The sequence below is a fragment of the Mycobacterium colombiense genome, assembly GCF_003284975.1.
GTDB lineage: Bacteria > Actinomycetota > Actinomycetes > Mycobacteriales > Mycobacteriaceae > Mycobacterium > Mycobacterium europaeum_A.
This window is the reverse complement of sequence record NZ_QMEU01000010.1, coordinates 47,579-73,499: the sequence shown is the minus strand read 5'-3', so window position 1 is coordinate 73,499 and position 25,921 is coordinate 47,579. Positions and strand designations below refer to the sequence as shown.

General features: G+C 67.3%; 28 protein-coding genes. 13 read left to right on the top strand and 15 right to left on the bottom strand.

The genetic code is table 11. The features are described from left to right. Positions 1-196 precede the first annotated feature (196 nt). Entirely contained in the window at positions 197-478 is a 282-nt protein-coding gene (locus DQP58_RS06245) for a hypothetical protein (protein WP_066867409.1), read from the bottom strand. 236 nt (positions 479-714) lie between these two features. On the opposite strand from DQP58_RS06245, the gene DQP58_RS06240 reads away from it, so the two are divergent. Beyond that, complete coding sequence (locus tag DQP58_RS06240; protein WP_112707604.1) at positions 715-1,941, top strand: MFS transporter; 1,227 nt, start codon at positions 715-717, stop codon at positions 1,939-1,941. Positions 1,942-1,964: 23 nt separating this feature from the next. Here DQP58_RS06240 and DQP58_RS06235 read toward each other — a convergent pair whose 3' ends face one another. Together DQP58_RS06235 and DQP58_RS06230 are read right to left on the bottom strand one after the other, a co-directional pair. Continuing rightward, positions 1,965-3,002: an LLM class F420-dependent oxidoreductase gene (locus DQP58_RS06235; protein ID WP_112707632.1), complete on the bottom strand. Its 1,038-nt coding sequence runs from the start codon at positions 3,000-3,002 to the stop codon at positions 1,965-1,967. 10 nt (positions 3,003-3,012) lie between these two features. Further along, positions 3,013-3,435 carry a nuclear transport factor 2 family protein gene (locus DQP58_RS06230; protein WP_112707603.1) on the bottom strand — a complete coding sequence of 141 codons (423 nt, stop codon included), beginning with the start codon at positions 3,433-3,435 and terminating at the stop codon, positions 3,013-3,015. A gap of 123 nt (positions 3,436-3,558) precedes the next feature. Between DQP58_RS06230 and DQP58_RS06225 the strand changes: the two genes are divergently transcribed. After that, on the top strand, positions 3,559-4,125 hold the full coding sequence (locus DQP58_RS06225; protein ID WP_112707602.1) for a PadR family transcriptional regulator: 567 nt from the start codon (positions 3,559-3,561) through the stop codon (positions 4,123-4,125). A gap of 6 nt (positions 4,126-4,131) precedes the next feature. Here DQP58_RS06225 and DQP58_RS06220 read toward each other — a convergent pair whose 3' ends face one another. Next, positions 4,132-5,022 carry an SAM-dependent methyltransferase gene (locus DQP58_RS06220; protein WP_112707601.1) on the bottom strand — a complete coding sequence of 297 codons (891 nt, stop codon included), beginning with the start codon at positions 5,020-5,022 and terminating at the stop codon, positions 4,132-4,134. 291 nt (positions 5,023-5,313) lie between these two features. Here DQP58_RS06220 and DQP58_RS06215 point away from each other — a divergent pair, with 291 nt between their 5' ends. The 3 genes from DQP58_RS06215 to DQP58_RS06205 all read left to right on the top strand — a co-directional run bounded on the left by DQP58_RS06215 (position 5,314) and on the right by DQP58_RS06205 (position 8,418). Continuing rightward, entirely contained in the window at positions 5,314-6,069 is a 756-nt protein-coding gene (locus DQP58_RS06215) for a haloacid dehalogenase type II (RefSeq protein ID WP_112707600.1), read from the top strand. Positions 6,070-6,270: 201 nt separating this feature from the next. Then, positions 6,271-7,209 (top strand): catalase family peroxidase, encoded by a 939-nt coding sequence (locus DQP58_RS06210; protein ID WP_112707631.1) that lies wholly within the window; start codon positions 6,271-6,273, stop codon positions 7,207-7,209. A 138-nt stretch (positions 7,210-7,347) separates the two neighbouring features. Next, complete coding sequence (locus tag DQP58_RS06205) at positions 7,348-8,418, top strand: LLM class flavin-dependent oxidoreductase (protein ID WP_112707599.1); 1,071 nt, start codon at positions 7,348-7,350, stop codon at positions 8,416-8,418. On the opposite strand, the gene DQP58_RS06200 is transcribed toward DQP58_RS06205, so the two are convergent. Next, positions 8,419-9,138 (bottom strand): NUDIX hydrolase, encoded by a 720-nt coding sequence (locus DQP58_RS06200; protein ID WP_112707598.1) that lies wholly within the window; start codon positions 9,136-9,138, stop codon positions 8,419-8,421. It abuts the gene before it with no gap. 80 nt (positions 9,139-9,218) lie between these two features. Between DQP58_RS06200 and DQP58_RS06195 the strand changes: the two genes are divergently transcribed. Both DQP58_RS06195 and DQP58_RS06190 read left to right on the top strand, forming a co-directional pair. Further along, positions 9,219-10,112, top strand: coding sequence for an SCO6745 family protein (locus tag DQP58_RS06195; RefSeq protein ID WP_112707597.1), 894 nt, complete (start codon positions 9,219-9,221; stop codon positions 10,110-10,112). Beyond that, positions 10,109-10,375: a YdeI/OmpD-associated family protein gene (locus DQP58_RS06190; RefSeq protein ID WP_112707596.1), complete on the top strand. Its 267-nt coding sequence runs from the start codon at positions 10,109-10,111 to the stop codon at positions 10,373-10,375. The genes DQP58_RS06195 and DQP58_RS06190 overlap by 4 nt, the downstream gene beginning before the upstream one ends. 31 nt (positions 10,376-10,406) lie before the next feature. Here the strand turns inward: DQP58_RS06190 and DQP58_RS06185 are convergent, their stop codons facing one another. The 5 genes from DQP58_RS06185 to DQP58_RS06165 form a co-directional block, all read right to left on the bottom strand. Then, entirely contained in the window at positions 10,407-10,760 is a 354-nt protein-coding gene (locus DQP58_RS06185) for a VOC family protein (protein WP_112707595.1), read from the bottom strand. Positions 10,761-10,807: 47 nt separating this feature from the next. Then, complete coding sequence (locus DQP58_RS06180; protein WP_240629582.1) at positions 10,808-11,323, bottom strand: hypothetical protein; 516 nt, start codon at positions 11,321-11,323, stop codon at positions 10,808-10,810. A 118-nt stretch (positions 11,324-11,441) separates the two neighbouring features. Then, positions 11,442-12,512 (bottom strand): zinc-binding dehydrogenase, encoded by a 1,071-nt coding sequence (locus DQP58_RS06175; RefSeq protein ID WP_112707630.1) that lies wholly within the window; start codon positions 12,510-12,512, stop codon positions 11,442-11,444. An 8-nt stretch (positions 12,513-12,520) separates the two neighbouring features. Continuing rightward, positions 12,521-13,228, bottom strand: a complete 708-nt coding sequence (locus tag DQP58_RS06170; protein WP_112707593.1) for a phosphonatase-like hydrolase — start codon at positions 13,226-13,228, stop codon at positions 12,521-12,523. Then, positions 13,225-13,989 (bottom strand): GntR family transcriptional regulator, encoded by a 765-nt coding sequence (locus DQP58_RS06165; protein WP_112707592.1) that lies wholly within the window; start codon positions 13,987-13,989, stop codon positions 13,225-13,227. Before DQP58_RS06165 ends, DQP58_RS06170 begins: the two co-directional genes overlap by 4 nt. A 140-nt stretch (positions 13,990-14,129) precedes the next feature. On the opposite strand from DQP58_RS06165, the gene DQP58_RS06160 reads away from it, so the two are divergent. Then, a complete protein-coding gene (locus tag DQP58_RS06160; protein ID WP_112707591.1) occupies positions 14,130-15,584 on the top strand; it encodes an MFS transporter in 1,455 nt (484 codons plus the stop codon). Positions 15,585-15,602: 18 nt separating this feature from the next. On the opposite strand, the gene DQP58_RS06155 is transcribed toward DQP58_RS06160, so the two are convergent. Continuing rightward, positions 15,603-16,487 carry a cyclopropane mycolic acid synthase family methyltransferase gene (locus DQP58_RS06155; protein ID WP_112707590.1) on the bottom strand — a complete coding sequence of 295 codons (885 nt, stop codon included), beginning with the start codon at positions 16,485-16,487 and terminating at the stop codon, positions 15,603-15,605. A gap of 342 nt (positions 16,488-16,829) precedes the next feature. On the opposite strand from DQP58_RS06155, the gene DQP58_RS06150 reads away from it, so the two are divergent. The 3 genes from DQP58_RS06150 (at position 16,830) to phoU (ending at position 19,734) form a co-directional block, all read left to right on the top strand. Beyond that, positions 16,830-17,405 carry a hemerythrin domain-containing protein gene (locus tag DQP58_RS06150; protein ID WP_112707589.1) on the top strand — a complete coding sequence of 192 codons (576 nt, stop codon included), beginning with the start codon at positions 16,830-16,832 and terminating at the stop codon, positions 17,403-17,405. Positions 17,406-17,693: 288 nt separating this feature from the next. Then, on the top strand, positions 17,694-19,025 hold the full coding sequence (locus DQP58_RS06145) for an MFS transporter (protein ID WP_112707588.1): 1,332 nt from the start codon (positions 17,694-17,696) through the stop codon (positions 19,023-19,025). 73 nt (positions 19,026-19,098) lie between these two features. Continuing rightward, the gene (gene phoU, locus DQP58_RS06140) at positions 19,099-19,734 is read left to right on the top strand and encodes a phosphate signaling complex protein PhoU (RefSeq protein WP_112707629.1); all 636 of its coding nucleotides are present in this window, start codon (positions 19,099-19,101) and stop codon (positions 19,732-19,734) included. Positions 19,735-19,786: 52 nt separating this feature from the next. Here phoU and DQP58_RS06135 read toward each other — a convergent pair whose 3' ends face one another. Both DQP58_RS06135 and DQP58_RS06130 read right to left on the bottom strand, forming a co-directional pair. Next, a complete protein-coding gene (locus DQP58_RS06135; RefSeq protein ID WP_165827805.1) occupies positions 19,787-20,542 on the bottom strand; it encodes a class I SAM-dependent methyltransferase in 756 nt (251 codons plus the stop codon). A 102-nt stretch (positions 20,543-20,644) separates the two neighbouring features. Next, positions 20,645-21,631 (bottom strand): methylenetetrahydrofolate reductase, encoded by a 987-nt coding sequence (locus tag DQP58_RS06130; protein WP_112707627.1) that lies wholly within the window; start codon positions 21,629-21,631, stop codon positions 20,645-20,647. Positions 21,632-21,793: 162 nt separating this feature from the next. Between DQP58_RS06130 and DQP58_RS06125 the strand changes: the two genes are divergently transcribed. Then, positions 21,794-23,152: a WS/DGAT/MGAT family O-acyltransferase gene (locus tag DQP58_RS06125; protein WP_112707626.1), complete on the top strand. Its 1,359-nt coding sequence runs from the start codon at positions 21,794-21,796 to the stop codon at positions 23,150-23,152. A gap of 35 nt (positions 23,153-23,187) precedes the next feature. Here DQP58_RS06125 and DQP58_RS06120 read toward each other — a convergent pair whose 3' ends face one another. Next, the gene (locus tag DQP58_RS06120) at positions 23,188-24,015 is read right to left on the bottom strand and encodes a formate/nitrite transporter family protein (protein WP_112707587.1); all 828 of its coding nucleotides are present in this window, start codon (positions 24,013-24,015) and stop codon (positions 23,188-23,190) included. Between the two features lie 232 nt (positions 24,016-24,247). Between DQP58_RS06120 and DQP58_RS06115 the strand changes: the two genes are divergently transcribed. Beyond that, a complete protein-coding gene (locus tag DQP58_RS06115) occupies positions 24,248-25,447 on the top strand; it encodes a cytochrome P450 (RefSeq protein WP_165827807.1) in 1,200 nt (399 codons plus the stop codon). Positions 25,448-25,468: 21 nt separating this feature from the next. Here DQP58_RS06115 and DQP58_RS06110 read toward each other — a convergent pair whose 3' ends face one another. Beyond that, on the bottom strand, positions 25,469-25,891 hold the full coding sequence (locus DQP58_RS06110; protein WP_205869352.1) for an ATP-binding protein: 423 nt from the start codon (positions 25,889-25,891) through the stop codon (positions 25,469-25,471). Positions 25,892-25,921: the final 30 nt, after the last annotated feature.

Here is a 25,921-nt window from a genome sequence, read left to right as displayed (position 1 = left end):
AGCGACTCCGTCAGGCCGCAGGGGCATGCTGGGACAAATCGGTGTCATCATTTCCGCACCGATGCCCCGGTACAAGAATATGGATCGCCTTGACCCGAAGTGCGTCGGCGCGGCGGCGGTGCCCGAGGCCCCCGCGAACGCAGACAGCCGGCTCCCGAGCGAGCGGGAACCGGCTGTGTGCCGTGGTCAGCTGGCGTCAGCCGTGCGGCGCCTCGGAGATCTTGGTGTCCGGCTTGCCGAGCGTCTGGCAGTAGGTCGTCACCGATAGGCGCGTGGCGGAAATCTCCACATTGGTCGGGTCGTTTCCGCTCTTGTCTTTGAGCATCTTGCTCACTTCGTCGTTCTGCTTCTTCTCGTCCTGCGTGGTGAAGTCCTTGCACTTGGTGTCCCCGCCGGTGTTGATGACCTGTGAGGCCGAACACGCGCTGGACAGCAGGACGGAGATCGCGATCGCAGCTGCCGCAATATACTTCATCATTTGCCTTCCTGGGTGCGAGTAGTGGTATCAGTACACCAAATCGCCTGATTTCAAACCCCGAATGGCGGCCCGGACCGATGACCGCCGTGTTTGCAGGGACGGCGTGGCAGCGGCCACATCGCGGCGCCGCCGCGATCCGGTTGCGCGCAGCGGGAATAACCGCCCGGGTGACCTCGCGTTCTACCATCGGCGGTCGGCCGCGTATGCGCATCGGGTCTGAAAGGGGAGGAAGCTCAGTGACCTCGTCGAATGTGCGCAGCGGCCGCGGCGGCATCACCGGAGCCGGGCGCGAGGCGGCGGGTACCGGGGCGCTGTTCGTCAGCGTGCTGGCGCTGCTGCTGGCAACGGGATGGGTCGCCAACCACTTCGTCGGGCTGATGCCGGTGATCAGCGACCGGGCCCACCTCAGCACGACCACCCTCGACGGGATCTTCGGCATCTACGCGCTGGGATTGCTTCCCGGGTTGCTCGTGGGCGGGCGCGCGTCGGACCTCCTCGGGCGCCGGCCGGTGGCGCTGACCGGATCGGTGGCCGCGCTGACGGGAACGGCGGTCATGCTGCTGTCCCAGCACGCGGGCGCGCTGCTGCTGGGTCGCCTGATCGTCGGGATCGGTGTGGGCCTCGCGATCAGTTCGTGCACCGCGTGGGCCTCGGATCTGCGCGGCCCCGCCGGCGCCGCGACCGCCGGGGCGGTACTCACGGCGGGTTTCGCCGTCGGACCGTTCGTCGGTGGGTTCATCGCGTGGGCCGGACGATCCGGCATCGGGGTGTCGTTCGCCGTCGCCGCGGCCATCGTGGTGCTGGCAACGTGCGCCGTCATCGGTGCGGCCCGCCGCGCCGAGGTGGCTCGCCCGGCCCCCGGGTACGACTCGGGGCGGGTAGCCCCAGCCGCCCCGGCCGCGCGGGGAGTCAGCCGGGCCCTGAGTTGGGCCATACCGCTGGCGCCATGGGTGTACGCCTCGGCGACACTGGGATTCGTCACGATCCCCACCCGGCTGCACACCGCGCTCGCGGCTCCCCTGGCGGCCGGCACGGCCACCCTGATCGTCAACGGTGTCAGCGGCGTCGTACAGGTTCTGGCCCGCGCGCTTCGGTGGGGTCCGCAGTCTGGCACCGTCGGTGCGGTGCTGGCGGCGCTCGGCTACGCGGTAGCCGCACTGGCGCCCCCAGCGCTGACCCCGGCGTTGGGTCTGCCGCTGTTTGTGGTTCTCGGCTGCGCCTCGGGCCTGTGCCTGCGTGAAGGCCTGATCGACCTCGAGGCCGCCGCGCCGCCACGCCTGCGCGGCGCTCTGACCGGAGTGTTCTACGTGGTCACGTACGTCGGCTTTGCCCTGCCGCTGATCCTGGCCACCGTCGGCTCGGCGGTTTCGGTGGTGATCCTGTCCGTGATGGCCGTGCTGGCCACCGTAACGGCGGTCGCCCGGGCGGTGCGGTTACGCCGAGACAGCCACCGCCAGGACTGATTCCTCGCGGCCCGCGCCGGCGATCAAACCAGTTGGCGCAGCGTCTCGATCAGCTTGATCCGCTCCGCCGTGGTCGACGCGATGGGCGCCACGTTGAGGGTGGTGACCCCCGCCTCACGGAACGCCGCCAGACGCTCCTTGACGAATTCGCGGGTGCCGATCAGGTTGACGTCGCGCACCAGATCGTCGGGCACCACCTTGGCGGCGCCGTCCTTGTCGCCGGCCAGGTAAAGCTCCTGGATCCGGTCGGCCTGCGGGCCGTAGCCGTATTTGGTGGCCAGGGCGTGATAGAAGTTCTTGCCCTTGGCGCCCATCCCGCCGATGTAAAGGGCCAGGTGCGGTTTGACGAATTCCCGTAACGGCTCGACGTTTTCGCCGATGGCCAGGACGGGACCGGCGTAGATGTCGAGCTCACCGAGCTCGGGGTCACGCTTGGCCCGGCCGGCGGCCAGAGAATCCCCCCACACGTCCCGCGCCCTCTCGGGCAGGTAGAAGATCGGTTGCCAGCCCTCGGCGATCTCGGCCGCCAGTTCAACGTTCTTGGGCCCCAGCGCGGCCACCAGTATCGGAATACGCTCTCGGACAGGGGAATTGATGAGTTTGAGCGGCTTGCCGAGCCCGGTGCCCTGGTCGGCGGGCAGCGGGATCGTGTAGTGCTTGCCCTGGTGTTGCACGGTCTCGCGTCGCCACACCTGGCGGCAGATCTCGATGACTTCGCGAGTCCGGCCGATCGGGGCGTCGTAGGGAACACCGTGAAATCCCTCGATGACCTGCGGACCGGAAGCGCCCAGGCCGAGGGTGAACCGCCCGTCGGAGACGTAGTCCAGGCCGGCGGCGGTCATCGCGGTCAGAGTCGGCGTTCGGGTGTAGAGCTGCAGGATGCCCGAGGCCAGCCCGACCCGTTCGGTGCTGGCCGCCAGGTAACCCAGCGCGCTCACCGCGTCGAACGAATATGCCTCGGGCACAAAGACAATGTCCAGGCCGGCGCGCTCCAGGTCGGCCACCTCGCCGGCGACGTCCTTGAATCCGCCCGCATAGTTGATGCTCAGTCCAATCCGCATGGTCATACTTCTACGCGGTGCCGGATTGATTGGCCAATTCCAGCGCCTCCTGCTGGATGCGACCGAACTGGGCACCCATCGCCTCGGACAAGGCCGTCGCGCCCGACAGCGGCCGCACCATCACCATGAAGTCGTCGATGCGTCCGTCGTCGTCGAAGTGCAGGAAGTCGCATCCGGTGATCTTCACCCCGGGAGCCCCGGCTATCCCGGTCTCGAACACGAAAGCGTGGTCGCGCCCGCCGCGGTCGTGAATCTCGCGGACGTAGCGGAAGTCCTCGAAGACCCGCAACACCCCGCGCAGGATGGCGGCGGTGATCGGCTTGCCGACGTAGGGCTTGAACGCCACCGGACTGGTGAAGACCACGGTGTCGGCGAGCATCGCCCGGATGGCCTCCTCGTCGCGCTCTTCGACGGCTTTGCGGAACGGGTGCATGAGCGACCTCGCATAGTCAACTAGTTGAGTACGTGCGGCATCGACGCTAGGGCGCCCGCCGCGCGATGTCCAGGGTGCGGTTGGTCACTTTGTTGAATAGTCGCGTCGTTATAGCATCAACCGATGTCGCTGCGTGACGCGGTGTTGGCCGCCCTTCTCGAGGGTGAATCGTCCGGATACGACCTGGCCAAAGGCTTCGATGCTTCCGTCGCAAACTTCTGGCCGGCGACCCCACAGCAGCTGTATCGCGAACTCGATCGGCTCGACGAGCAGGGGCTCATCCAGGCCCGGCTCGTGCAGCAAGAACGCCGGCCCAACAAGCGCATGTTCTCCCTGACCGAAGCCGGCCGGGACGCGATCCGGCAGTTCACGACCAAGGTGCCGAAACCTTCGGTGATCCGTGACGAGCTACTGGTCAAGGTTCAAGCCGCCGACGCCGGCGACATCGAAGCCGTCCGCGAGTTCATCCGCGACCGGCTGCACTGGTCGAGCGCCAAAATGCAACGCTACGAACGTTTGCGGGCGCGCATGCTGGACGGCCGCAGCGAAGAGGACTACCTGGCCCGAACCGAACGAATTGGCCCCTACTTGACGCTCAGCCGAGGAATCTCGTTCGAACAGGAGAACATTCGGTGGGCCGAACGCGCGCTGAGCATTCTCGATCGCCGCGTGCCGGCCACTCGCCGGTGATGCGGCTCAGCGTTCGCGGATCGCGGTGAAGAACTTGGTGCGCAGCAGCCGATCGAACACTACCGGCAGATCCTGGAAGGGCCGTCCGTACTCGGTGGCGGCCTTGTCGACCAGGTCCACACCGGTGACCCGCCAATGATGTTGGGCGAGAAACTCTTTGGTGTCCGTGCGCGGATCGTCGTACCATAGCTCGGCGACCGGCGGGTGGTCGGTGTCTTGGCTGATGGTGGGGACGTTGTCGGCGAATTCCTGCACTTCGCCGGGGGCTGGCCCGAGCTCGGCGGCTAGGCGACTACCGGCGGCCGACAACTCGTGCAGCTTGTCGAAGAGCGCGTCCTGCGCGTTCCCGGGCAGATAGGGCAGCAAGCCCTCGAGCGCCCACGCCGTCGGTTGGCCGGGGTCGAAGCCGGCCGCAATCAACTCACCCGCCCAATCGTCACGCAGATCGGTGGCGACGGTGACGCGCCGCGTCGAGGGCGCGGCCCCCCGCTGGTCGAGGACCCGCTGCTTGAATTCGAGCACCCGCGGCTGATCGACTTCGAACACCGTATGGCCGGCCGGCCACTGCAGCCGGTAGGCGCGAGAATCCAACCCGGCGGCCAGAATGACGGCCTGGCGGGTGCCGGACCGACTGGCCTCGGCGAAAAACTCGTCGAAGAATCGCGTGCGCACCCCCACCCACTGCGCATTGAAGGCCGCGGCGCTGGTCATGTCCGTCTTGTCCACTGCCGCAATAAGGTTCGGCTCACCGGCCGCGGCCACAAAGCCGGCGGCGAAGTCGTCGTTCGCCAACGGCGGCCGCAGCCCGGCGTCGAGGGCACGCGCCGCGCACACGGCCAACGCGGTGAAGCCGACACTCGTCACAATGTCCCAGGTATCGCCGGCACTTCGGGCCACAACAGCCTCCCATCAAGTCATCAACCAGGCGCGGCACGATTCGTTCGCACAACTAACGATATCGTACGCCGACCGGTCGAGTGCCCCGATCGGTCCTACGACGAGGCGCCCGCTGTCCCGAGCAGTTCGCTCAACTGCGACACGGAGTAGCACCCCGGGCCCGTGCCATCGCGCACCGCCATGCGCACCGCGCGGGCAACCGCGGCCGCCCCTCCTGAAGTCGCCGTCCTCCACGGCGAGGTTACGTGCCGGTGCCCGGCTGCGCCGCCGGCCGCGGCGCTAGCCTGAGGAATGACCGAATACCGCTCGCCCTCGACCGGCCGGGCCGTACGCGCCGTTTTCTTCGATACCTTCGGAACAGTCGTCGATTGGCGATCCGGAATCGCCGCCACGGTGCGGCAATTCGCCCAACGCCACCACGTCAGCCTCGACCCGGACGCGTTCGCAATCGACTGGCGGAGCCGATACCTGCCCTCGATGGCCGAAATCCGCTCGGGTCGCCGGGAATTCGTGTCCCTGGATATCCTGCACCGAGAGAACCTCCTCGCATCACTCGAGCAGTTCGGCGTCGCTGTCGACGCGCTGCCCGGCGACGAGGTCGACGCACTCGCCCGCTCGTGGCGCTGGCTGCCGCCGTGGCCGGACAGCGTCGACGGCATCGCGGCCATGAAACGGCACGTGATCGTCGGGCCGTTGTCCAACGGCAACACCGGGCTGCTGGTCGAGATGGCCAAGTACGCCGGCCTGCCGTGGGACGTGGTGCTCGGTTCCGATGTCGAAAAGGCTTACAAGCCCGACCCGCGCGCCTACCATACACCCGCACGTTTCCTTGGCCTGGAACCGGGTGAGGTGATGCTCATCGCGGCGCACCCCTCCGACCTCGACGCCGCCCAAAACGCCGGCCTGGCGACCGGTTACGTCGCGCGGCCCGACGAATACGGCCCAGGCCGGGAATTACCGGTCGAGTCCACCGGCGCGTGGGACGTCTCGGGCACGTCGCTCGGCGAAATGGCCGGCTCGCTGTTCGGTGTGCCGGATCCACAATGATGCGGCGCCGCCGCATGGTTCCGATCCGACTGCGCCGATGCGGCCGCTGTCGGTGATATGACGCAGACCTGCACTCCGACAACGTGTTTCGGCATCACTAGCCGCGATGACCCGCCGGTCCTAAAGCTGATTGCGCTGCCGTGCGGCGTTCGCCGTTTTAAAGTGACGGCGCCACAGCCCGGCGCCGGACAGGAGAACGCCATGCCGTTAACGACAGATGAGAAGCTGCTGGATCTCAGCGACAAGATACTGGCGACATTCGCAAAGATCTTCGGCGAGCATCCCGGCGTCCGGCCCGCCCACGGCAAGGGCACGCTGCTCAACGGAACCTTCACGCCCGCCGCCGGTGCGGCCGGGCTGTCGATCGCTCCGCACTTCCACCGGGCCGCGACCCCGGTCGTGGTGCGGTTTTCGGACTCGACAGGCTTGCCGAATATCCCGGATACCGATCCGAACAGCCTTCCCAAGGGAATCGCGATTCGATTCTTCTTGGGCGAACACGAGCACACCGACGTCATTGCCCATTCGGCCGATGCCTTTCCCGCCCGCACCGGCGACGAATTCCTCGAATTCTTGGAGGCGCTGGCCACCAGCGACCCGAACAACCCGGCGGGCTCCCAATTGGAGAGCTTCCTTGGCTCCCACCCGGCGGCGCTGCGTTTCGTGCAGCCAAAGCCATTCCCGTCCAGCTTTGCGCGCGAAGCCTATTTCGGCGTGAGCGCGCTAAAGTTCGCCGATGCTTCGGGCCGGAGCAGGTTCGGGCGCTACCGCATCACACCCGAGGCCGGCACCGAGTACTTCACCGAATCCGTCGTGCGATCCAAGGACGACGACTATCTGTTCGCCGAGATCGCCGAACGCGTCGCCGCCGGAACGGTGCGCTTCACCCTGGCGGTTCAACTCGCCGAGGATGGCGACGTGGTCGATGACGCCACCGTCGGCTGGCCATCGGAGCGAGAGGTCCGGGAGCTGGGCACCGTCGAGCTGACCGCCGCGGTCAGCGACGACGCCGCGGAACAAAAGCACATCATTTTCGACCCGATCCCACGAGTGGCTGGAATCGAGCCCTCCGATGACCCGTTGCTCGAGTTGCGTGCGGCGCTCTATCTGATCAGCGGACGCAGGCGCCGGGCGGCGTAGCGGGCCGCCGCTGCGGTAGGGAATGGGAGGCCCGGCGACGGCGTTTACGCCGGGGTGGCGACGCCCACGCGCCGGTGCGGTCGGTCGTCGGCCGAGTCGATCGCGGTTGGGCGCTGAGGATTTCCGGGAGGGCCGGACGTGAGATTCCTGCTGATCACACTCATCACCCATGTTCCGGACGCGGTCTCCGGGTTGAAGTCGAGCCCGGCCGATCGGCTGCGTGATGTCCTCGACAAAGCCGTGCTCGCCGAGGAACTCGGGTTCGACGGCTTCGCTGTCGGTGAGCGTCACGAAGACCCGTTCATCTCGTCCTCCCCACCGGTGGTGCTCAGCAACATCGCGGCGCGCACCTCGAAGATCGCCTTGTTCACCGGGGTCACCACGCTGAGCCTGCTGGATCCGGTGCGCGCCTTCGAGGATTACTCGACGCTGGACAATCTGTCCGGTGGGCGGCTCGAACTGATCATCGGAAAGGGCAACGGGGCGGCGCAGGCCGAACTGTTCCACGTGACTCCCGAGGATCAGTGGGACCGCAATCGCGAGGGCTACGAGCTGTTTCGCCTGCTGTGGGAAAGCGAAAACGTGACGTGGTCGGGGCGGTTCCGTCCGCCACTCGTCAACGCCAAGGCACTTCCCCGCCCGTTGCAGCGCCGCATCCGGATCTGGCACGGCAGTGCGACGAGTAAGGATTCCGTCGATCTCGCGGCGCGCCACGGCGATCCGATCTTCTCCGCCAATGTCAGTAATCCCATCGAGCCGTACGCCGAGCTGGTTCGGCACTACCGGCAGCGATGGGAGTTCTACGGCCACCCGCCCCAGGACGCCCTCGTCGGCGCGGGAACCGCCGGGTTCTACATCACCCGGAACTCACAGGACGCGGTGGCAACCTACCGGCCGATGTTCGAGGCGCGTCTGGCGTTCGCGCGCCGCGCCGGCCTTCCCATCGTGTTCGAGTCGATCGAAGACTTCGTCGAGCGAAGCTCGGCGTTGGTGGGCAGTCCGGCGCAGGTCATCGACAAGGTCTGGCGTTACCACCGGGAACTCGGGCACGAGGTGATGCATCTGTCCGCCGACGCCGACGGGGTGACGCGCGAGCAGCAGCGCCGCAGCCTCGAGCTGTTCCAGTCCGAGGTGGCACCCGTTCTCCGTGAGAGCATCCCGAGCCGGCCGCTCATTGCCCAGGCGCCTGTCGAACAGGTTGCGCTGTAACTACTTCCACGCAAACACCGGTTGTTCCAGCCCGTCGACCGGATCTCCCCGCCCCTCCAGGCCCAGCCACCGCAGCTGCAGCAGCACGGCGCCGGTCGGTGCGTGGATGAGGTCGTTGCCCAGCGGGATCTGCACGACCGGCCGTGGGCTCTCCGGGATGGTGATGAACCGCGGCGAGTCGTCGCGCTGAAGTTGGTGCAACCCCACTCGGTAGACCGCCACGACCTCGTCGGGCGCGGGATGTAGCTCGAGCCGCCCGCCTCCCCAGAGCACCACCGGCGTGATCACGTATCCGGATCGGGTGGGGTAATCGTCGAGCAGGCCCAGGAGGGTCGAATCGGGCAGCTCGACGCCGACCTCCTCGCGCAGTTCGCGCAGCGCCGCGTCGACCACGGTCTCGCCAGGGTCGAGGCGACCGCCCGGCAGAGCCCACTGTGCCGCGTGCGTACTGAGACGAGAGGCCCTGCGGCACAGCAGAAACGCGGCGCCGCCGGAGACATCGACCATGCGGCCGTCCAGGTGGGCCGCGGGCAACGGGCGACCGGCATTCCAATCGTCCACCGCCACCGGGTCTACCCGGTCCTCCCCCACCTCGGAGTCGACGAGCACCACCGCGACGGCCGCGTGCCGCTTCGCCGGGTCGGTCACCGCGCGGCGGCTGTGGCCGGCCAGATTGTTCCGGATCCGCTCGCGCAGGGGCCGGTCGTAGGGGATGGTCACGCCTCGAGCCTAGGCTGAGGCGTTTTCATGCCGCACAGGTCGTGCTTGGTCGTGGCCGGCGCCGGTGGTTAACTGCGAGGATGCGACGACAACCGGTGCTGGCCCGACGCTTCTTCGATCGCTACGAACCGGTGCACGCGGTGACGTATTTCGCGCCCGAAGCGCGGGCGGCGTTGGACGCGCTCGGTTATCGGGGTTTTTGGATGGGCTATTTCGCGGCCCGCTCGGCGCCGCTGGGCGCCGCGCCCCGGGAGTTGGTCACCGCGATCTTCTACAATTTCGCGCCCGAAAGGGTTGCCAAGGCACTGCCGGCGGCGTGGGAGGTCGCGGGCCCGCAGGCCGCGTTGCAGGCGCGGCAGGAATCCGCGGTGGCTGCGTTACGCCGCTACGGGCTCGGCCCCGAAGAAAACGTCCGCGTCGCAGCCGAACTGGCGGGCAAGGCGGCCCGCCACGCGCCCCTGGATGCGCGTCCGCTGTTCGCGGCGAATCTGGCATTGCCCTGGCCGGACGATCCGTTGTCCGCGCTGTGGCACGCCACGACGCTGTTGCGCGAGCACCGCGGCGACGCGCACGTGGCCGTGCTCGCCGCGGCCGGTATCTCCGGGCGCGAATCGAACGTCCTACATGCCGCCGCCGGCAACGTCTCTCGCGATTACCTCGCCCGCACCCGTGACTACGACGAGGCATCCTGGCGTCACCACGAGCAACGACTCGCCGAGCGGGGCCTGCTCGACGACGACGGAGCGCTGACCCCGGCCGGGCGTCAACTGAAGGACCACATCGAATTGATGACCGACACGCTGGCCCTGTCCGCGCTCGACCCGCTCAGCGACGACGAGGTGGAGACGCTGTTCTCAGCACTCACCCCGATCACCCGCGCCGTGGTCGCGGCGGGTGACGTCCCCGCCCTCACCCCGATGACGTTGCGCCGCGACGAATTGCACGACGACAGCGCGCATTTGGTGGATCGATGAGCGCCCGGCGGCTGCCCGGCGGGGTGGTGCACAAATTGCCCGCGGATCTGCGCGACGCGCTGACCGGCAACGCGACCGCGCTCGCCGCCTGGCGCGACATCACGCCGTTGGCCCGAAACGAGTTCATCTGTTGGGTCGAGGATGCCAAGCAGCAGGCAACTCGGGAGCGCCGCATCCGCCGGACCCAGGAGGAGCTGGAAGAGGGCAAGCGCCGGCCGTGCTGCTGGCCGGGCTGCAAGCACCGCGAGCGCACCGGAAAGTAGTGCCGCAGAGGCACTCTCGGCAGAAGCGCCGCTACTTGGCCAGTGGTTTGTAGAAGACCAGGCCGTTGCCCTTGTTGTCATAGACCACGGCTCGTCGTTCGTGAGCATCGTCGTAAGGGCCGTTCACTATGCCGCCACCGCTGGCCTCGACGGCCTTGGCCGCGGCGTCGACGTCCGCGGTCTTGATGCCGACCACGATCTGCCCGGGGATGGGATGGTCCACCGCGGTCGCAAGCGCCAGCGTGACCGGGCCCGCGTCGAGGGCCGCGAAGTGCGCGCCGTCGCGAAACTTCAGCGGCATGCCAAGGGTTTCGCTGTAGAACCGGATCGACTCGTCCAAGTCGTCAGTCGACAAGATGATCATCTTCGCTTCGTGCTCGCTCACGGCGCCTCCTATGTCCGGGTCGCCACCAGACTAGCGCCGCGGTGTGCTCAGGCGGCGCCGGACGGAAGCGCTTGGCCGTCACCGTAATCCATCGGCGGGGACTCGCCATGCCCTGCGCCACGGTAGGCCACGGCGGTTGCCAGGGCCTTGCCGCCCTCGATTGTCCCCACCACAACGACCTTGTCGTTGACCGTGAAACTTGGTGCGGCCGTGATGGGTTGGCGGTTACCCTGATTGACGATGGTGGTGTTCGGGGTGAAGCCATACGTCTGCACGTGCCCATCGGCGCCGCGCATGGTCACCGAGTCCGCCGACACGGCCACCACGGTTCCTTCCTGGCTCACCGGCTGCGAGACGGCAGGCGGCTCGAGATTGGCGGCAACGGCGCGCTTCTCGGGGTGACCTCCGTTGAGCACCAGCGCCATCAGGCACGCGGCGCCCAACAGCGAAGCGGAGACGATTTCGCACATCGTCGCGGCACCGGAAACCCCGCGTCGCCGACCACGATCGGTCGGCGACGGCTTTTGCTCCGGTGGCTCCGGCATGCGGTGTTTGGCGCTCACGGTCAGTCCTTCCAGCGGCCTTGCGCCAAACGACATGGCGCCCACCGAATCAGGTTGTTGCCGGGAAATTACCCGCGACTTTGGTGCGGTAAACGCGGCTGTGCTGCCACCGGCGGCGTTACGGGGCTATCGCATACCGCGGCGCAGGTCCCGCGGGTGCGGTCAACAGGGTGCCGACCTCGGCAAGCGACCCCGGGCCGGCGACCAATTCGGGCCACGGGAAATGCTCGCGCGTGCGCTGCAAGAAGCCCAGCGCCGCGGTCAGGTGCCGCGGTTCGTAGTTGTGCACGCCCAGGATGGACAGTTGGCGGCGCACCACCGATTCGGCGTCGACCGCCACGGCCGCGTTCGGCGCGACCGAACCCGCCAGCACGGCTATCCCTTGGACGTCGAGGGCGGCCAACCCGCCTTGCAGCGCTGCCGGCGCGCCGGCCAAGTCCAGTAACACGTCGCACGTGCCGGCTCCGGATGCCGAACCTCGCGCATCCCCGGCGCCGAATCTGCGCGCCAGTTGCCTTCTGACCACGTCCGGGTCGACGGCGGTCACCGTCGCGGCGCCACCGATCACGGCCGCGGCGACCGCGGTCAGACCGAGCATGCCGGCGCCGAGCACGAGCACCCGTCGCCCGTTCAGGTCTCCCGCGCGTTCGACCACGGACATGACCGTGGCCGTCGCACAGGCCGCGGGTGCGGCGACCGCGTCGATGAGGTCGTCGTCGACCACCGCGATGGGCAAACCGCGGGGGAGGAGAACGTGCTGGGCGTAGCCGCCGGACAGTCCCCATTCGGAGTCCAGTGCCTCATGGCCGGCCTTGCGCACGACGCGGCACTTCGCCGTGACGCCCGCCCGACACCGGTCGCAGGTGCCGCAGGGCAGCGTCACGGACCAGATGACGCGCTGACCAACGCGCAAAGCCCGGCCGTCTACGGCCGCAGGCCGGCCGCCGCCCAGCGCCACAACCTCACCGACGGCCTCGTGGCCCAGGATCGACGGACACGGCTGGCGGCGCCGCCCACACACCGTGTGCCTGTCGCTGCCGCACACCGTCGCGAGCCGGACTCGCACCAACACATCGCCCGGCCCTAACGGGGGAACGGGCACCGATTCCACCGATACGCCGGGGCCGCCACGCCACACGGCGGCCAGAGTGTGCGCGACCGGTTCGGGCGCGTCCACTGGCCTCGGCATCGGCCGCGTCACGAGGGGCTGGCCGCCAGGTTGCTCGCCTCGAGGAGCGCGGGCAGGTCGGCCACGGACGCGAGCAGATGGGTGTGTCGATACCTGCCGAGCTCGACGGCGTCGTCGGCCCCCGAAAGGACGCCGACGACAAGCGCCGCACCCGAGTTGGTTCCGGCTTGTAGGTCGCGCGGGGTGTCGCCGGCGACGAGTACCCGGGACACGTCGGTGACACCGAGCTTCTCCATGGCCCGAAAGATCATGAAGGGCGCCGGGCGTCCGGCCGCGACGTCGCTGCCACACACGACCGCGTCCACCGTCGACTCGCCTTCCCAGCCCAAGGCGGCTAGCAGCGAATCGACGATGTCACGGTCGAACCCGGTGGTAAGAGCGATCCGGACACCTTCGGATCGCAGCGCGGCCATCGCGTCGGTGATGCCGGGCAGCGGGCGCGGCGGAGAGGCCGCGTAGGCGGACATCAGCCGGGCACGGAAGTCAGCGACGACGGCGTCCAGCAGGTCCGCGTTCGGCGGGGCGCCACCTGACGGGGTGAGCAACGCCCGCAGCGCCTCGTGCTTTGCCGCCCCGTGCCAGCGTGCGATGTCGGCCTCGGACGGCGACGCTCCGTAGGCGTTCGCCGTTTCGGCGAGAACCCGGTAGACCTGCTGGCCCTCGTCGATGGTGGTGCCGGCCATGTCCAACACGGCCAGTTCGACGCGGGTGGTCATCGGGCGTCGACCTCCGTTCCGGGCCTGGCGTTTCGGCTCAGGCCGCAGCGCGCGTCCAAGGTGTTCTCGAGCGTGAAGCTGATCATGCCCGGCAGATAGCGGTCATCGTGGTACTCGATGACCTCACCATCGGCGCCCCGGGTACTCCGTTGCTGCCGCAGTAGCGGATCGCCCTGCGCCACAGCGAGATACGTCGAATCGACCCGGTCGGCCGCGACCGCGTCGATGACGTGCGAGGCGGTCGAGAACCGCACTCCCTGCGACAGCAGGTAGGCCCACAGCGACCCCGAGTCGCAATCGAAGTCGAACAACCGGCGACCGACGTGCTCGACGAAGGTCGCTCGTTCCAGCATCGCCGGCTCGCCGTCGAGGTAGCGCAATCGCAACATCTGCACGACCGGGGCTCCCCCGTCGACATGCAGTACCGAGGCCGCGTGTTCGTCGGCTCGGCGCCAGGCCAATTCGAGCGTGCGCTGTCCGGGCGTGCGCCCAATCGAATGGGCCCACGCGGAATAGGACAGCAGCGTGTCGAACGGCTGGCCCACCGACGCCGTACAGACGACGGGCGGTTTCCCGCGGCCGCCGGCGATCACGCCCTCGGCACGCAAGGCGGCCAGCGCCTGGCGGACAGGTCCGCGTGACGCTTTCCACCGGTCACAGAGTTGGGATTCCGACGGAAGCTCGGAACCCACGGGCAGGTCTCCGACCCGGATCTGCTCCCGCAGGCTGTCGGCGATCATCTCGTGCAGCGCCATTGCCATGCACTTGACTATACATGTCGCCGCAATGGTGCTCCACCCGCTGGCCGACGAATATCCTTGAGGTTACCGATAATTGAACATCGACATAAATGGCGGTACGTCGTTGACACGCGTCTAACGTGTGGTGGACGGTACTTATCATGACAAGTTCCGGACCGCGGCGCGAAGCCATGCCGGCCGCATCGGCCCATGGCGGCGTCGCCAAGTCGATCGACGACGCGAAGCTCGACATATTCCACTTCAAGGCCGCGGCGACCGCAGGAGCCGGATTCTTCACGGACTCTTACGATCTCAACGTGATCGGCACGGTCACCTTGCTGGCCACCCCGCAGTTCCACCTCACCGGCGGCCAGATTTCGATGCTGACGAGTGCGACACTGCTCGCAGTCGCGGTGGGCGCCATCGCCTTCGGTCGCCTCGGCGACATGCTCGGCCGCCGCCGCGTCTACGGGTTGGAAGCGGTCCTGATGATCATCGGGGCGCTGCTCTCCGCGTTCGCTCCCGACTTCACCATCCTGCTCGTCGCGCGCCTGATACTCGGAATCGGCATCGGGGGCGACTATCCTGCCAGCGGCGTCATCATGGCCGAATACGCCAATCGGCGAAACCGCGGTCAGCTGGTCGGCCTGACCTTCATCTTCTACGTGTTCGGCCAAGTCGCGGCATATCTTGTCAGCCTGCTCGTGCTTGCCATCGGCGTGCCCGACCACATCGCCTGGCGACTGATACTGGGGATGGGCGTCATCCCATCCCTGCTGGTGCTGTATCAGCGTCGCCACATGCCCGAGTCACCGCGCTGGACCGCCGAGCGTGGCGACGAGCAGCAGGCGCTGAAAGACTTTGCGGCATTTGCGCAATCGCGCGCGACATTCGCCTCGCCTGCGGTCGACGCGACGCCCGCCGCCAAGATCGGACTGTCCAACCGCAAGCTCCTCACGGTCCTGTTCGGCACCGCGGGTAGCTGGTTCTTCTTCAACGTCGCCGTCTATGGCAGCTACGTCAGCCAACCACTGCTGATCAAGCACATCACGCCCCACGGCAGTGTGCTGTCCAACATCGCCCTGAACGCGGTGCTCGTCATCTGTTTCGGCCTCGGCGGCGCGATCGCCGGCCTGTTGGTGCTCGACCGTGTGCCACGACGAGCGTTGCAAGCGCTCGGGTTTGGCATCTGCGCGCTGGCAATGCTGTTGATAACGGCCTTCCCGATCATCAGCGCCTCGGTAGTGCCGTTCGCGATCGTGTTCGGCATGTCGTTGTTCGGCGTCGCCTTCGGACCCAACTACACCACCATGCTTCTCGCCGCGGAGTCCTATCCCACCGCGGTGCGCAGCACGTTCCACGGCCTGTCCTCCGCCATCGCGAAGGTCGGGGCGTTCCTGGGTGCGCTGTTCGTGCCGCTCCTGCTCAGCGGAGCCGGGTTACGAGCGGTGACCCTGTTGGGATTCTGCTGCTACGCGGCCGGTATCGCCACCACCGCCTTGGTACGCGAACCCGCGGGACTGGCGCTCGATGACGTCAGCGACGACCTTCGCCGCGACGGCGCGCGGACGGGCGTGACGACCGAAACCCCTGCGCCGGAACGGCTTTCGGTCTGAACGTCAGGAGACGCGCCGTCAGGCCTTGGTCAGGGTGAACTGCGCGACGTCAGTGTAGCCCTCGCGGAACAGGTCCGCGCATCCGGTCAGGTACTTCATGTAGCGGTCGTAGACCTCTTCGGACTGAATCGCGATGGCATCGTCGCGGCGCGCCTCTAGGGCGGCCGACCAGGTGTCCAGGGTGCGGGCGTAGTGCAGGCGCAGCGGCTGGTAACGGTCGAGGCCGAAGCCGGCGCGCTCGGCGTGCTCGACGACGCCCTTGGCCTGGGGCAGGTCACCGCCCGGGAAGATCTCGTCCATGATGAATTTCATGAACCGGATCTTGGTCATGGTGATGGGCAGCCCGCGCTCGGCGAATTCCTCGTCGCTGGGCTTGATGATGGTGTGCAGCATCATCACCCCGTCGTCCGGCAGCGCCTCGTAGGCCATCTTGAAGAAGTCGGGGTACCGGTCGCGGCCGAAGTGCTCGAAGGCGCCGATCGACACGATGCGGTCGACCTTCTCGTCGAACTGCTCCCAGCCCTGCAGCAGCACCCGCTTGGACCGCGTCGAAGGATGACTGTCCAGGCGGCGCTGCACGTGGGCCTGCTGGTTGCGGCTCAGCGTCAGGCCGACGACGTTGACGTCGTAGCGCTCCAGCGCCCGGACGATCGTGGTGCCCCACCCGCACCCGATGTCGAGCAACGTCATGCCTGGCTGCAGACCGAGCTTGCCGAGTGAGAGGTCGACCTTGGCGTACTGCGCCTCTTCCAGCGACATGTCCTCGCGCTCGAAATAGGCGCAGCTATAAGTCCGCGTGGGGTCCAGGAAGAGCGCGAAGAATTCGTCGGACAGGTCGTAGTGCGCTTGTACGTCCTCGAAGTGCGGTTCCAAGCTGACGGCATCGCCGGGTTTTTCGGACAAGGCACAACCTCTGACTGGTTCTTATTGTTTTACCGGGTGCGATCGAAGCAGATCGCCTGACTGACGCCCCAGTGTATCCGCCCGGATAACCGCGCCTGCCCGGCGAGTTGCTGTTCAAAGCGGGCGAGCCTGCGGGCGAGAGCCCACGGTGTGGACGCCCCCGCGACGCCACCGGATGACTGACGCGCGCGTCACATCGGTAATGAGCTGCGGGGCAGCTGAACTCGACGATGGCGTACGGTCCGGCTAAATGGACGCGGTTGACGGATCCCGCGCCGGCTTGTTATCTCAGCTGATGAACCGGGTAAGCCCCCCGGTGTCCAGAGAGGCGGAACTCTGAAGATGGCTGACATCACCATGTTGATCCTTGCCGACCATGAGTGGTTTCGCGAGCAGTTCGCGCTGCTGGACGACCTGCAGGCGCACAGTCCCGACGACCGGGCGGCGCTCAAGCGGGTATGGCGTCCGCTCGCCGACAAGCTGGACGTGCACGCCTACATCGAAGAAAAGATCTTCTACCCGCAGTTGCTCCAACGCGGGGGCGAGGACGCTGAAGGCGAGACCCTCGACGCGATCGGTGATCACAACGACATCCGGGACGGCGTGCGCGAGGCCAACGCCGCCACGCTCGGCAGTGAACAGTGGTGGGCGGCGGTCGGGCGAACCCGGGTGGCCAACGACGATCACATGGGTGAAGAGGAACGAGAAGGGCTGTCGGATTTTCGCCGCCACGCCCCCATCGGACTTCGCGACGCGCTCGGGCGCCAGTACAGCGAGTTCATGGCCGAGCACCCCACCACCGAGGGACTGCCGATCGAGGATCGCGACCCGCGTCGCTACGTCGAGCAGTTCGAGGAGCCATCCCAGACCAAACCCACCGACTTCTCACTGCGCATCGGGAGCCTCAAGGGCCAATGAGGCGCCGCCGCGACCGACGGGACGTGACGCGAATAACCGATCCGGCTGCGGCGCTGCCGCGGCGGCGGCGTCGTCGCCGCTCGTGAGGCCGGTCTAGCTGGCGTTTGTCGGATGAGATCACGTCCGGGCATGCCCCCGCAGGACCGCCGCGGCGGCCCGCCGACGCGCGCGATTACCCGACCCCGCTGGTTCGCCGCTGGAATGTTTCGGGTAAGCCATCATTCGATGGGTACTCGACTCCGCCGGAGGAAATGGGCACGTAAAGACATCAGGGTCGCCGATCCGGCGATGCGGCAAACCATCATGGGCACCGCGATCGGCAACTTCATGGAGTGGTACGACTTCGGCGTCTACGGCTATATCGCGACCACGATCGCGCAGGTGTTCTATCCCGGCAAGAGCGTCAGCGGCGTCCACCTGATCGCCACCTTCGGCACGCTGGCGGCGGCCTTCGTGGTGCGCCCGCTCGGCGGGTTCATCTTCGGTCCGCTGGGCGACCGCATCGGCCGGCACCGGGTGCTGGTGGTGACCATCCTCATGATGACGATCAGCACGACCATGACCGGTCTGCTGCCCACCTACAGCACCATCGGGATCTGGGCGCCGATCCTGCTCGTCATTGCCCGAATATTTCAGGGCCTGTCCACCGGCGGTGAGTACGTCGGCGCAATGACCTACCTGGTCGAACAGGCCCCCGACCACAAACGCGGCATGATGGTCGGGTTCTTGCCGATGGGCAACCTGGTCGGTTTCGTCCTCGCCGGGCTGCTGGTGACGGGCCTGCAGACCTGGCTGCCGGACGACGACATGCTGGCGTACGGCTGGCGGATTCCGCTGCTGCTGGGCCTGCCTTTCGGCCTGGTCGCCCTGTTCTTGCGGCTTCGGCTCAAGGAGTCCTCCGCCTACCAGAGCGCGCACGACGATGCGCCCTCAACGGGCGACCGAGGCAGTCAGCGGATTCGGCGCACGATCGCGGCCCAGTGGCGCCCGATGCTGATCTGCGCGGCGCTGGTGCTGACCTCCCAGGTCGCCGATTTCATGCTCACCGGGTATCTGCCGACATATCTGCGGCTGTTCGTGCGCGTCGGGCACACCGCCGGGCTGGTCATGATCGTCTCGACGCTGGCCATCTTGATGCTCACCGTGGTGCTCGTCGCCAGCTTGTCTGACCGCATCGGCGTCAAACCCATCATGTGGACCGGCTGCGGGCTGCTGATCGTGGCCTCCATCCCGGCGTTCTGGCTCATCCGCTTCGGCGGCGTGTACCCGGTGATCTTCATCGGCGTCCTGCTGATCGGCCTGATGGAGCTGTGCTTCGACAGCACCGGTCCGGCCATGTTGCCAGCACTGTTTCCCACCAACGTGCGCTACGGGGCGCTGGCCATCTCGTACAACATCTCGATTTCGCTGGTCGGCGGCGTCACGCCGCTGATCGCCCAAGCGCTGGTCTCCGGCACCGGCAACGTGATGGTGCCGGCTTACATGCTGATCTTCGGCGGCGTGGTGGGCGCCATCACGTTGCTGTTCACCCCGGAAGTCGCCGGCAAGCCGTTGCTCGGCTCCGGGCCTGCCGTCGAAACCGAGCGCGAGGCTCGCGAGCTTGCCGAGGACGTCAGGTAACAGACAACCCGCGCAGTATCTTCTGTTTTTGCTCGCGGGCGTTAATTTGGCCGTGGCGGGCTATCCGGTGGAGATGAGGACCGGTTTTCACCAGCGGCTGCGCACGCTGACCGAGCAGCTCGCCCAGATGTGCGGGATGGCCGCTGAGGCGATCCGGCAGGCGAGCCAGGCGCTGCTGGAGGCCGACCTGACGACGGCCGAGTCCGTCATCGCGGGCCATCGGAGCATCCTCGCGATGGACGCGCACGTCGAGGAGACCGCGTTCGCGCTGTTGGCCTTGCAGGCGCCGGTGGCCACCGACCTGCGCGCGGTGGTCAGCGCCCTGCGGATCGCCGCGGACGCGCGACGGATGGTCGAGCTCGCGGTGCACATAGCCGAGATCGCCCGTCGCCGCCACCCCTATCCGGCGGTCTCGGCAGAGGTGCGGCCATACATCGCCGCCATGGGCGAGGCGGCCGAAGCGCTGGCGCTGGGGGCGCGGGAGGTGCTGGTGTCTCAGGATCCGCGCAGGGCCGCTCAAATTCGCCGCGACGACGACACGATGGACGACCTGCACCGGCGCCTGCTGGCGGTCCTGAAGGATCCCGCGTGGACGGAGGGCGTCGCCGCCGCGGTGGACGCCACCCTGTTGGGCCGCTTCTACGAACGCTTCGCCGACCATGCGGTGCAGATCGCGCGGCGCGTCATCTTTCAGGCCACCGGACGCTAACCGATGCCCTTCGGCGCGGTGACAACGTGCCGCGAACGAGGTGGCTCAGCGGTCAAGCGTGACGCAGCACCAACAACTCGCCGGTCAAAGTTCCATCTTCGAGCAACCGACCAATTGTCGAACTCTGGCGTTCGGCCAACTGCCAGGTCTCCGTGTCCCCATGCCGGTCGGCGAGCACACGCTCCACGGTATCGACGCGCTCATTCCATTCGTCCTCGATCGGCGGTAGGTCCTGCGTGCCGAGCTGCCGCTCGACGTCGAGCGACGCCCTGATCAGCAACTCTCGCAAGGCATCGGGAGTCGGAAAGTGGTTGCCCTCCAGCGTATTTGGCGGTATTTCGCGGTGCGCGACGAAAACGAGCAACCCGACGCGCCCACCCGGCCGTACCACGCGGCGCAACTCGGTGAGCAACGCGATTTGATCGGGGGTGGTGCACAGCACGCCCAGGGCCCAGGCGGCGGCGAAACTCGCGTCCCTCATCGGTAGGGCCGAGCCCATCGCGCACACCACGGGAAAGCCGAAGAGTTTCTGTGCCGCACGGCACGCGCCGGTCTCCGGCTCCACGAGAACGGGCCGAACCGCAGTCGATCGAGCGGCGTAGGCCGCGGGGCCCCCGACGCCGGCGCCGGCGTCCAACAGTGTGGCATCGGGCGCCAGTTTCATGTGTTCGACGAGCCAGTCGAGGGCCGCCGGGCTTCCGCTCCCCCGGCAACCGGCAGGGAGGTGGTACTCCGGCCCGAGCTCGGCCGCCACCTGCGCGGTCCATTCGGCGACGGTGTCGAACTCGGCCTCCATGGCGTCCGTCATGGCGCCCCTCCTCCCCGTCGCTGACACTCCGCATCGTCGGCGGCGCGCGTCATGGCGCCCCTCCTCCCCGTCGCTGACACTCCGCATCGTCGGCGGCGCGCGTCATGGCGCCCCTCCTCCCTGATCCCGGATGCGTCGGCCCACCTCTGCCTTGATCTCCGCACCGATGCGAGGTCCCGATGCCGAGGCCAGCCCCGAGATGTTCACACCCTCGACGCCCTCGATCGACAGCAGCGATCGCGCCTCGTCCACCGCCGCCGCGATCCCAGCCTCCACCGGATCCGACGCGCTCAGAACCCGTTGCGTCACAGTGGGATCGAGCTCGAGTCCCGGCAGCCCTTCCAGCACCGCCGCCGAGATGCTGTCGGTGAATACCGCTACCGCCGCGATCACCGGGATCGCCAACCCGGCCGCCCGTGCCGACTTCATGAAATCGGCGATCATGTCGGGAAAGGGCACGTGATTGAGGACCGCCAGACTCGCTCCGGCACGCTGCTTCTCGACCAAACGCGCGGGCCGGCGATGTACGGGCGGGGCGGTGGGCGTTTCGGGTACCGCGGCGACGATGCCGACCGAAGCGGCCAGCGAAACCAGGCGAGGCCCGTCGAGGTCGAAGGTCTGCGAAACATCCGGGCGCACGTCATATCCGCGCCCATCGCCGGTGACGCACAGCACCGTTTCGACATCGATGCTGCGCAGTCCTCTCAACTCCTGCTCGAGCACCACGCGGTTACGGTCCCGGCAGGACAACGTGATCCAGGGCGTCACACCGGCGTCGAGCAACAGCGACGCCATCAACGTGGGCGGGAAGTCGGGTTTGTTCTGGTGTTCGCCCACGAGGACGGCGTCGCACCCGGGCGCCAGGACCGTCGCCGTCGCCGCGATGTCGTCAGGATCGAACGGGGTGGCGCTGAAGTCGGTGAGCACCCGCGGAGCGCGCGCGGGTCGGGGGGACGGGCGATGACCCGACCACGGCACTACGTCGTCGAAGACGCACGGACCCGGTTGCATCTCGCACTGTCCGTCCGGCCGCACGCCGCCGCACGGCCCGAACTCCATTCGCTTCGGACAACCCGAATCCGCCGCCATCTGCACCCCCTCGATCGTCAATACCCAAACGATCGCGCCCACAAGCGCCCCGGCGACCGCCCGATTTCGGGAGGTCATTCGGGATTAGCAATCGTTCGCTGCGGCTAATACGAAAGGGGCATGTGCTGGATGGACGGCACAGCGGACGGGATGGGAACGGCTATGGAACCGATATCACCGATGGACGCGTTGTTCCTCATCGGCGAGTCACGCGAACACCCGATGCACGTGGGCTCGCTGCAACTCTTCGAGCCCCCGGAGGATGCCGGTCCCCATTTCGTGCGCGAGGCGTATCAGGCGATGCTGGAGTGCACGGACGTGCAGCCGTCGTTCCGGAAACATCCGGCCTTCTTCGGCGGCATCACCAACGTCGCGTGGTCTTTCGACAAGGACGTCGAACTCGACTACCACCTTCGCCGGTCCGCGCTGCCCGAGCCCGGACGAGTCCGCGACTTGCTCGAGTTGGCCTCCCGGCTGCACGGCAGCCTGCTCGACCGGCATCGCCCGATGTGGGAGGCGCATCTGGTGGAAGGCCTGCAGGACGGGCGGTATGCGGTCTACACGAAGTATCACCACTCCCTCATGGACGGCGTTTCGGCGCTACGCCTGGTGCAGCGCGCCTTCACCCCCGACCCCGACGACGACGAGGTGCGGGTGCCCTGGAGCCTGGGTCCGCGTAAGCGCAGCGGGCGGCGCGAACAGTCGTCGCTCTTCGACCGCGTGGGCCGCACCGCGGGGTCGGCGCTCGCCATGGCGCCGTCCACGCTCAAGCTGGCGCGCGCCGCGCTACTCGAACAGCAACTGACCCTGCCGTTCCGGGCGCCTCGCTCGATGTTCAACGTCCGGATCGGCGGCGCCAGACGGGTAGCGGCACAGTCGTACTCGTTCGACCGCATCAACGCCGTCAAATCCGCCACCGGGACGACCGTCAACGACGTCGTGCTCGCCATGTGCGCCGGGGCCCTGCGCGCCTACCTCCTCGATCAGGACGCCCTGCCGGACGCGCCGCTGACCGCCATGGTCCCGGTGAATCTGCGCAAGGACGACGACGACCGCGGGGGCAACAACGTCGGGACGTTCCTGTGCAATCTCGCAACGGATCTCGACGACCCGGCCAAGCGGCTGGAGATCATCAGCGCCTCCATCCGCGACACCAAGGAGGTGTTCTGGCAGCTGCCGCCGGTTCAGCAGTTGGCCCTGTCCGCCTTCAACATCGGCGGCTTGTTCTTCGGGCTGATCCCCGGTTATCTTTCCGCCGGCTCGCCGCCGTTCAACATAGTCATCTCGAACGTGTCGACCGGCAACTCAGACCAATTGTATTGGCGCGGCGCGCGATTGGACGGAAACTATCCGCTATCGATCCCGCTCGACGGCCAGGCGGTCAACATCACCGTGACCAACAACGCGGACAACCTCGACTTCGGTCTGGTCGGATGCCGCCGCAGCGTCCCGCACCTGCAGCGAATGCTCGGTCATCTCGAGGCGTCCCTGAAGGATCTGGAGCTGGTGGCGGGCGTCTGAGACACGTTGCGGCGGTGGTATATCGCTGCCGCCGCTCACGAGGCGACGGTGTCGGTGGCGTCGGCGCGCTCTTCCTCCAGCCGATCCTTGCTGCGCAGCAATCGCAGCAGCGTGACGAACAGTAGACCGCCCACCAGGTTGCCGACGACGGTGTAGCCGAACCAGCCCAGCCAATCGAGGTAGCCGAACGGCGCCTTGCCGGTGATGAGCGCGCCGAAGATGAGCAGCGAATCCAGAATCGAATGGAACAACCGCAACCCGGCGAGGAGGAACGCCGCCGCCACGGCCGCGGCGATCTTGCCGGGCACCGAGTCGGTGCCGTGTTGCATCCGGGTCATCAGCGTGATCACCATGCCGCCGAGCACGGCCAGACAGCAGCTCTGGGCCGACAGCGGCGCGGTGGCGAAGTGGGTCGCGGATTCGACCGTCTGAGAGTGCAACTCGGGAAAGCCGGTCATGATCAGCCACATGATCACCCAGCCGCCGACGAGGTTGGCAAACATCGTCCCGGCCCACAGTTTGAGCAGTTGCGTCAGGCCGGCCCGCTTGGCCGCCACCGTGACGACGGGGATGATGAAGCCCTCGGTAAACAGCTCGCTGCGACCCAGCAGCAGCGCCAAAAAGCCGATGGAGAACGCCAATCCGGCCAGCAGCGGACGGTGGGTGGCGTCCAGGACCGACAGATAGGCGAGCACGCCGAGCGCCACCTCGGTGCCTCCAAAAAACCCGGTGACCAGCACACCGCGCCAGCTCCGGTGCAGTCGCTGGGTACCCTCGCTCAGCATTCTGCTGAACGCGTCTTCGAGCTCGTCCTCGATTGGACTGTCGGTTTTGCCGAGCTGTCGTCGAATGGTCTCGCCCATGGTGAAGTCCTCGCAGTTGAACGGCCGAAGAAACGGTCCTATACCCATTTCCCCGGCCGTCCTGCCGCCATGACGCGTTAGCTACCCCACATGCGCCATGCGCCGTAGCGGGCGCCGATTCGCGCGACCGCGGCACCAATCCTTTGTGGGGAATACCACTGCGCCTACTGTAAGGTCCACGGTAAGTCAGCGCAGGCGGGGAGAAGGGTGAACCGTGCCAAGCACCATTGATATGCGCAGCCAGCTGCGGCCCGACGTCGATCTGACCGACGGCGCCTTCTACGCGGGCGACTCGCGACCGGTCTACCGATGGATGCGCGAGAACGAGCCGGTGTTCCGGGACCGCAACGGCCTGGCGGCCGCGGCGACCTACCAGGCGGTGATCGACGCCGAGCGGGCACCGGAGTTGTTCTCCAACGCCGGCGGTATCCGGCCGGACCAGGACGCACCGCCCATGATGATCGCAATGGACGACCCCGCCCACCTGCTGCGGCGCAAGCTGGTCAACGCCGGCTTCACCCGCAAACGGGTCAAGGACAGGGAGTACTCGATCGGCGCGCTGTGTGACGCGCTGATCGACAACGTCTGTGAACGGGGCGAATGCGACTTCGTCTGGGACCTCGCGGCTCCGCTTCCCATGGCGGTGATCGGCGACATGCTGGGCGTGCTTCCGGAGGAACGCCAAATGTTCCTGCGCTGGTCCGACGACATGGTGACGTTGCTGAGCAGCACGACCGCACAAGAGGATTTTCAGGTCTCGGTGGACGCATTCGCCGCCTACACCGAATACATGACGGGCATGATCGCGGCGCGCAAGGCGGAGCCCACCGATGACCTGGTCAGCGTGCTGGTACATGCGGAGGTGGACGGCGAGAAGCTGGCCGACCATGAGATCGTCACCGAGGTGTTATTGCTGCTCATCGGCGGTGACGAGACCACCCGGCACACGCTGTCCGGCGGCACCGCGCAGATCCTGCGTCACCCGCAACAGCACCGGCGCCTAGTCGACGACGTGGCCCTGCTACCCAATGCGATCGAGGAAATGCTGCGCTGGACCGCCCCGGTCAAGAACATGGCCCGCACCATGACCGCGGATGTCGACTTCCACGGCACGCAACTCCATCAGGGCGAGAAGATCATCTTGCTGTTCGAATCGGCGAACTTCGACGAGGCGGTGTTCGGCGACCCGGAGAACTTCCGCATAGACCGGTATCCCAACAACCATCTGGCGTTCGGCTTCGGCACCCACTTCTGCCTGGGCAATCAGCTGGCGCGCCTGGAACTGTCGATGATGCTCGAGCGACTGCTGAAGCGCCTGCCGGACATGCGGCTGAGGTCGGAGGACCCACTTCCGCTGCGGCCGGCCAACTTCGTCAGCGGTCTGGAACGTATGCCGGTCGAATTCACGCCCACGGCACGGTCAAGTGCCTGATCCGAAACTGCGTCCGAGGCCTCACCGCTGCTGGCCGGCGAGCTCCGCGTCGGTCGCGTAATCCAGGTAAACACTGGTGCCGTTGGGCCGGGTGTGGATGGTGCAGTGGTCGGACAGGCGGTGCATCAGCATGATGCCGCGCGAGGCGTGCGGATCGTTGGACTGCCTCGTCGAGGGCGTGCGCCAGCTTCCGCGGTCACTGACACACACCCGGATCGACTCGGCCTCCGGGTCGTAGCTGGCCTGGAGTTTCATGACGCCAACCTGGTGATGCGAGCGATAAGCGTGCTCAACGCAATTCGCTAGCGCTTCGTTGACTCCGAGGACGACGTCCTCGCGGATTTCCTCCGGCGCGTGCACCTCGTGCCGCAGCCACCGTTGCAGCGCACGGCGCCACTCCGCCACCGTATCGGGGCGGGCTGTGCCGGCGAGCGTCAGCCGCACCGGCGTGGCTGTCTCCGGCAGTAGTGGACT

Excerpts from the sequence above, each read along its gene's own strand:
- DQP58_RS06245 (WP_066867409.1), bottom strand. The coding sequence starts at position 478 with ATGATGAAGTATATTGCGGCAGCTGCGATCGCGATCTCCGTCCTGCTG.
- DQP58_RS06235 (WP_112707632.1), bottom strand. The coding sequence starts at position 3,002 with ATGCGGATTGGACTGAGCATCAACTATGCGGGCGGATTCAAGGACGTC.
- DQP58_RS06230 (WP_112707603.1), bottom strand. The coding sequence starts at position 3,435 with ATGCACCCGTTCCGCAAAGCCGTCGAAGAGCGCGACGAGGAGGCCATC.
- DQP58_RS06225 (WP_112707602.1), top strand. The coding sequence starts at position 3,559 with ATGTCGCTGCGTGACGCGGTGTTGGCCGCCCTTCTCGAGGGTGAATCG.
- DQP58_RS06215 (WP_112707600.1), top strand. The coding sequence starts at position 5,314 with ATGACCGAATACCGCTCGCCCTCGACCGGCCGGGCCGTACGCGCCGTT.
- DQP58_RS06210 (WP_112707631.1), top strand. The coding sequence starts at position 6,271 with ATGCCGTTAACGACAGATGAGAAGCTGCTGGATCTCAGCGACAAGATA.
- DQP58_RS06195 (WP_112707597.1), top strand. The coding sequence starts at position 9,219 with ATGCGACGACAACCGGTGCTGGCCCGACGCTTCTTCGATCGCTACGAA.
- DQP58_RS06190 (WP_112707596.1), top strand. The coding sequence starts at position 10,109 with ATGAGCGCCCGGCGGCTGCCCGGCGGGGTGGTGCACAAATTGCCCGCG.
- DQP58_RS06175 (WP_112707630.1), bottom strand. The coding sequence starts at position 12,512 with ATGCCGAGGCCAGTGGACGCGCCCGAACCGGTCGCGCACACTCTGGCC.
- DQP58_RS06170 (WP_112707593.1), bottom strand. The coding sequence starts at position 13,228 with ATGACCACCCGCGTCGAACTGGCCGTGTTGGACATGGCCGGCACCACC.
- DQP58_RS06165 (WP_112707592.1), bottom strand. The coding sequence starts at position 13,989 with ATGGCAATGGCGCTGCACGAGATGATCGCCGACAGCCTGCGGGAGCAG.
- DQP58_RS06160 (WP_112707591.1), top strand. The coding sequence starts at position 14,130 with ATGACAAGTTCCGGACCGCGGCGCGAAGCCATGCCGGCCGCATCGGCC.
- DQP58_RS06150 (WP_112707589.1), top strand. The coding sequence starts at position 16,830 with ATGGCTGACATCACCATGTTGATCCTTGCCGACCATGAGTGGTTTCGC.
- DQP58_RS06145 (WP_112707588.1), top strand. The coding sequence starts at position 17,694 with ATGCGGCAAACCATCATGGGCACCGCGATCGGCAACTTCATGGAGTGG.
- phoU (WP_112707629.1), top strand. The coding sequence starts at position 19,099 with ATGAGGACCGGTTTTCACCAGCGGCTGCGCACGCTGACCGAGCAGCTC.
- DQP58_RS06135 (WP_165827805.1), bottom strand. The coding sequence starts at position 20,542 with ATGACGGACGCCATGGAGGCCGAGTTCGACACCGTCGCCGAATGGACC.
- DQP58_RS06130 (WP_112707627.1), bottom strand. The coding sequence starts at position 21,631 with ATGGCGGCGGATTCGGGTTGTCCGAAGCGAATGGAGTTCGGGCCGTGC.
- DQP58_RS06125 (WP_112707626.1), top strand. The coding sequence starts at position 21,794 with ATGGAACCGATATCACCGATGGACGCGTTGTTCCTCATCGGCGAGTCA.
- DQP58_RS06120 (WP_112707587.1), bottom strand. The coding sequence starts at position 24,015 with ATGGGCGAGACCATTCGACGACAGCTCGGCAAAACCGACAGTCCAATC.
- DQP58_RS06115 (WP_165827807.1), top strand. The coding sequence starts at position 24,248 with ATGCGCAGCCAGCTGCGGCCCGACGTCGATCTGACCGACGGCGCCTTC.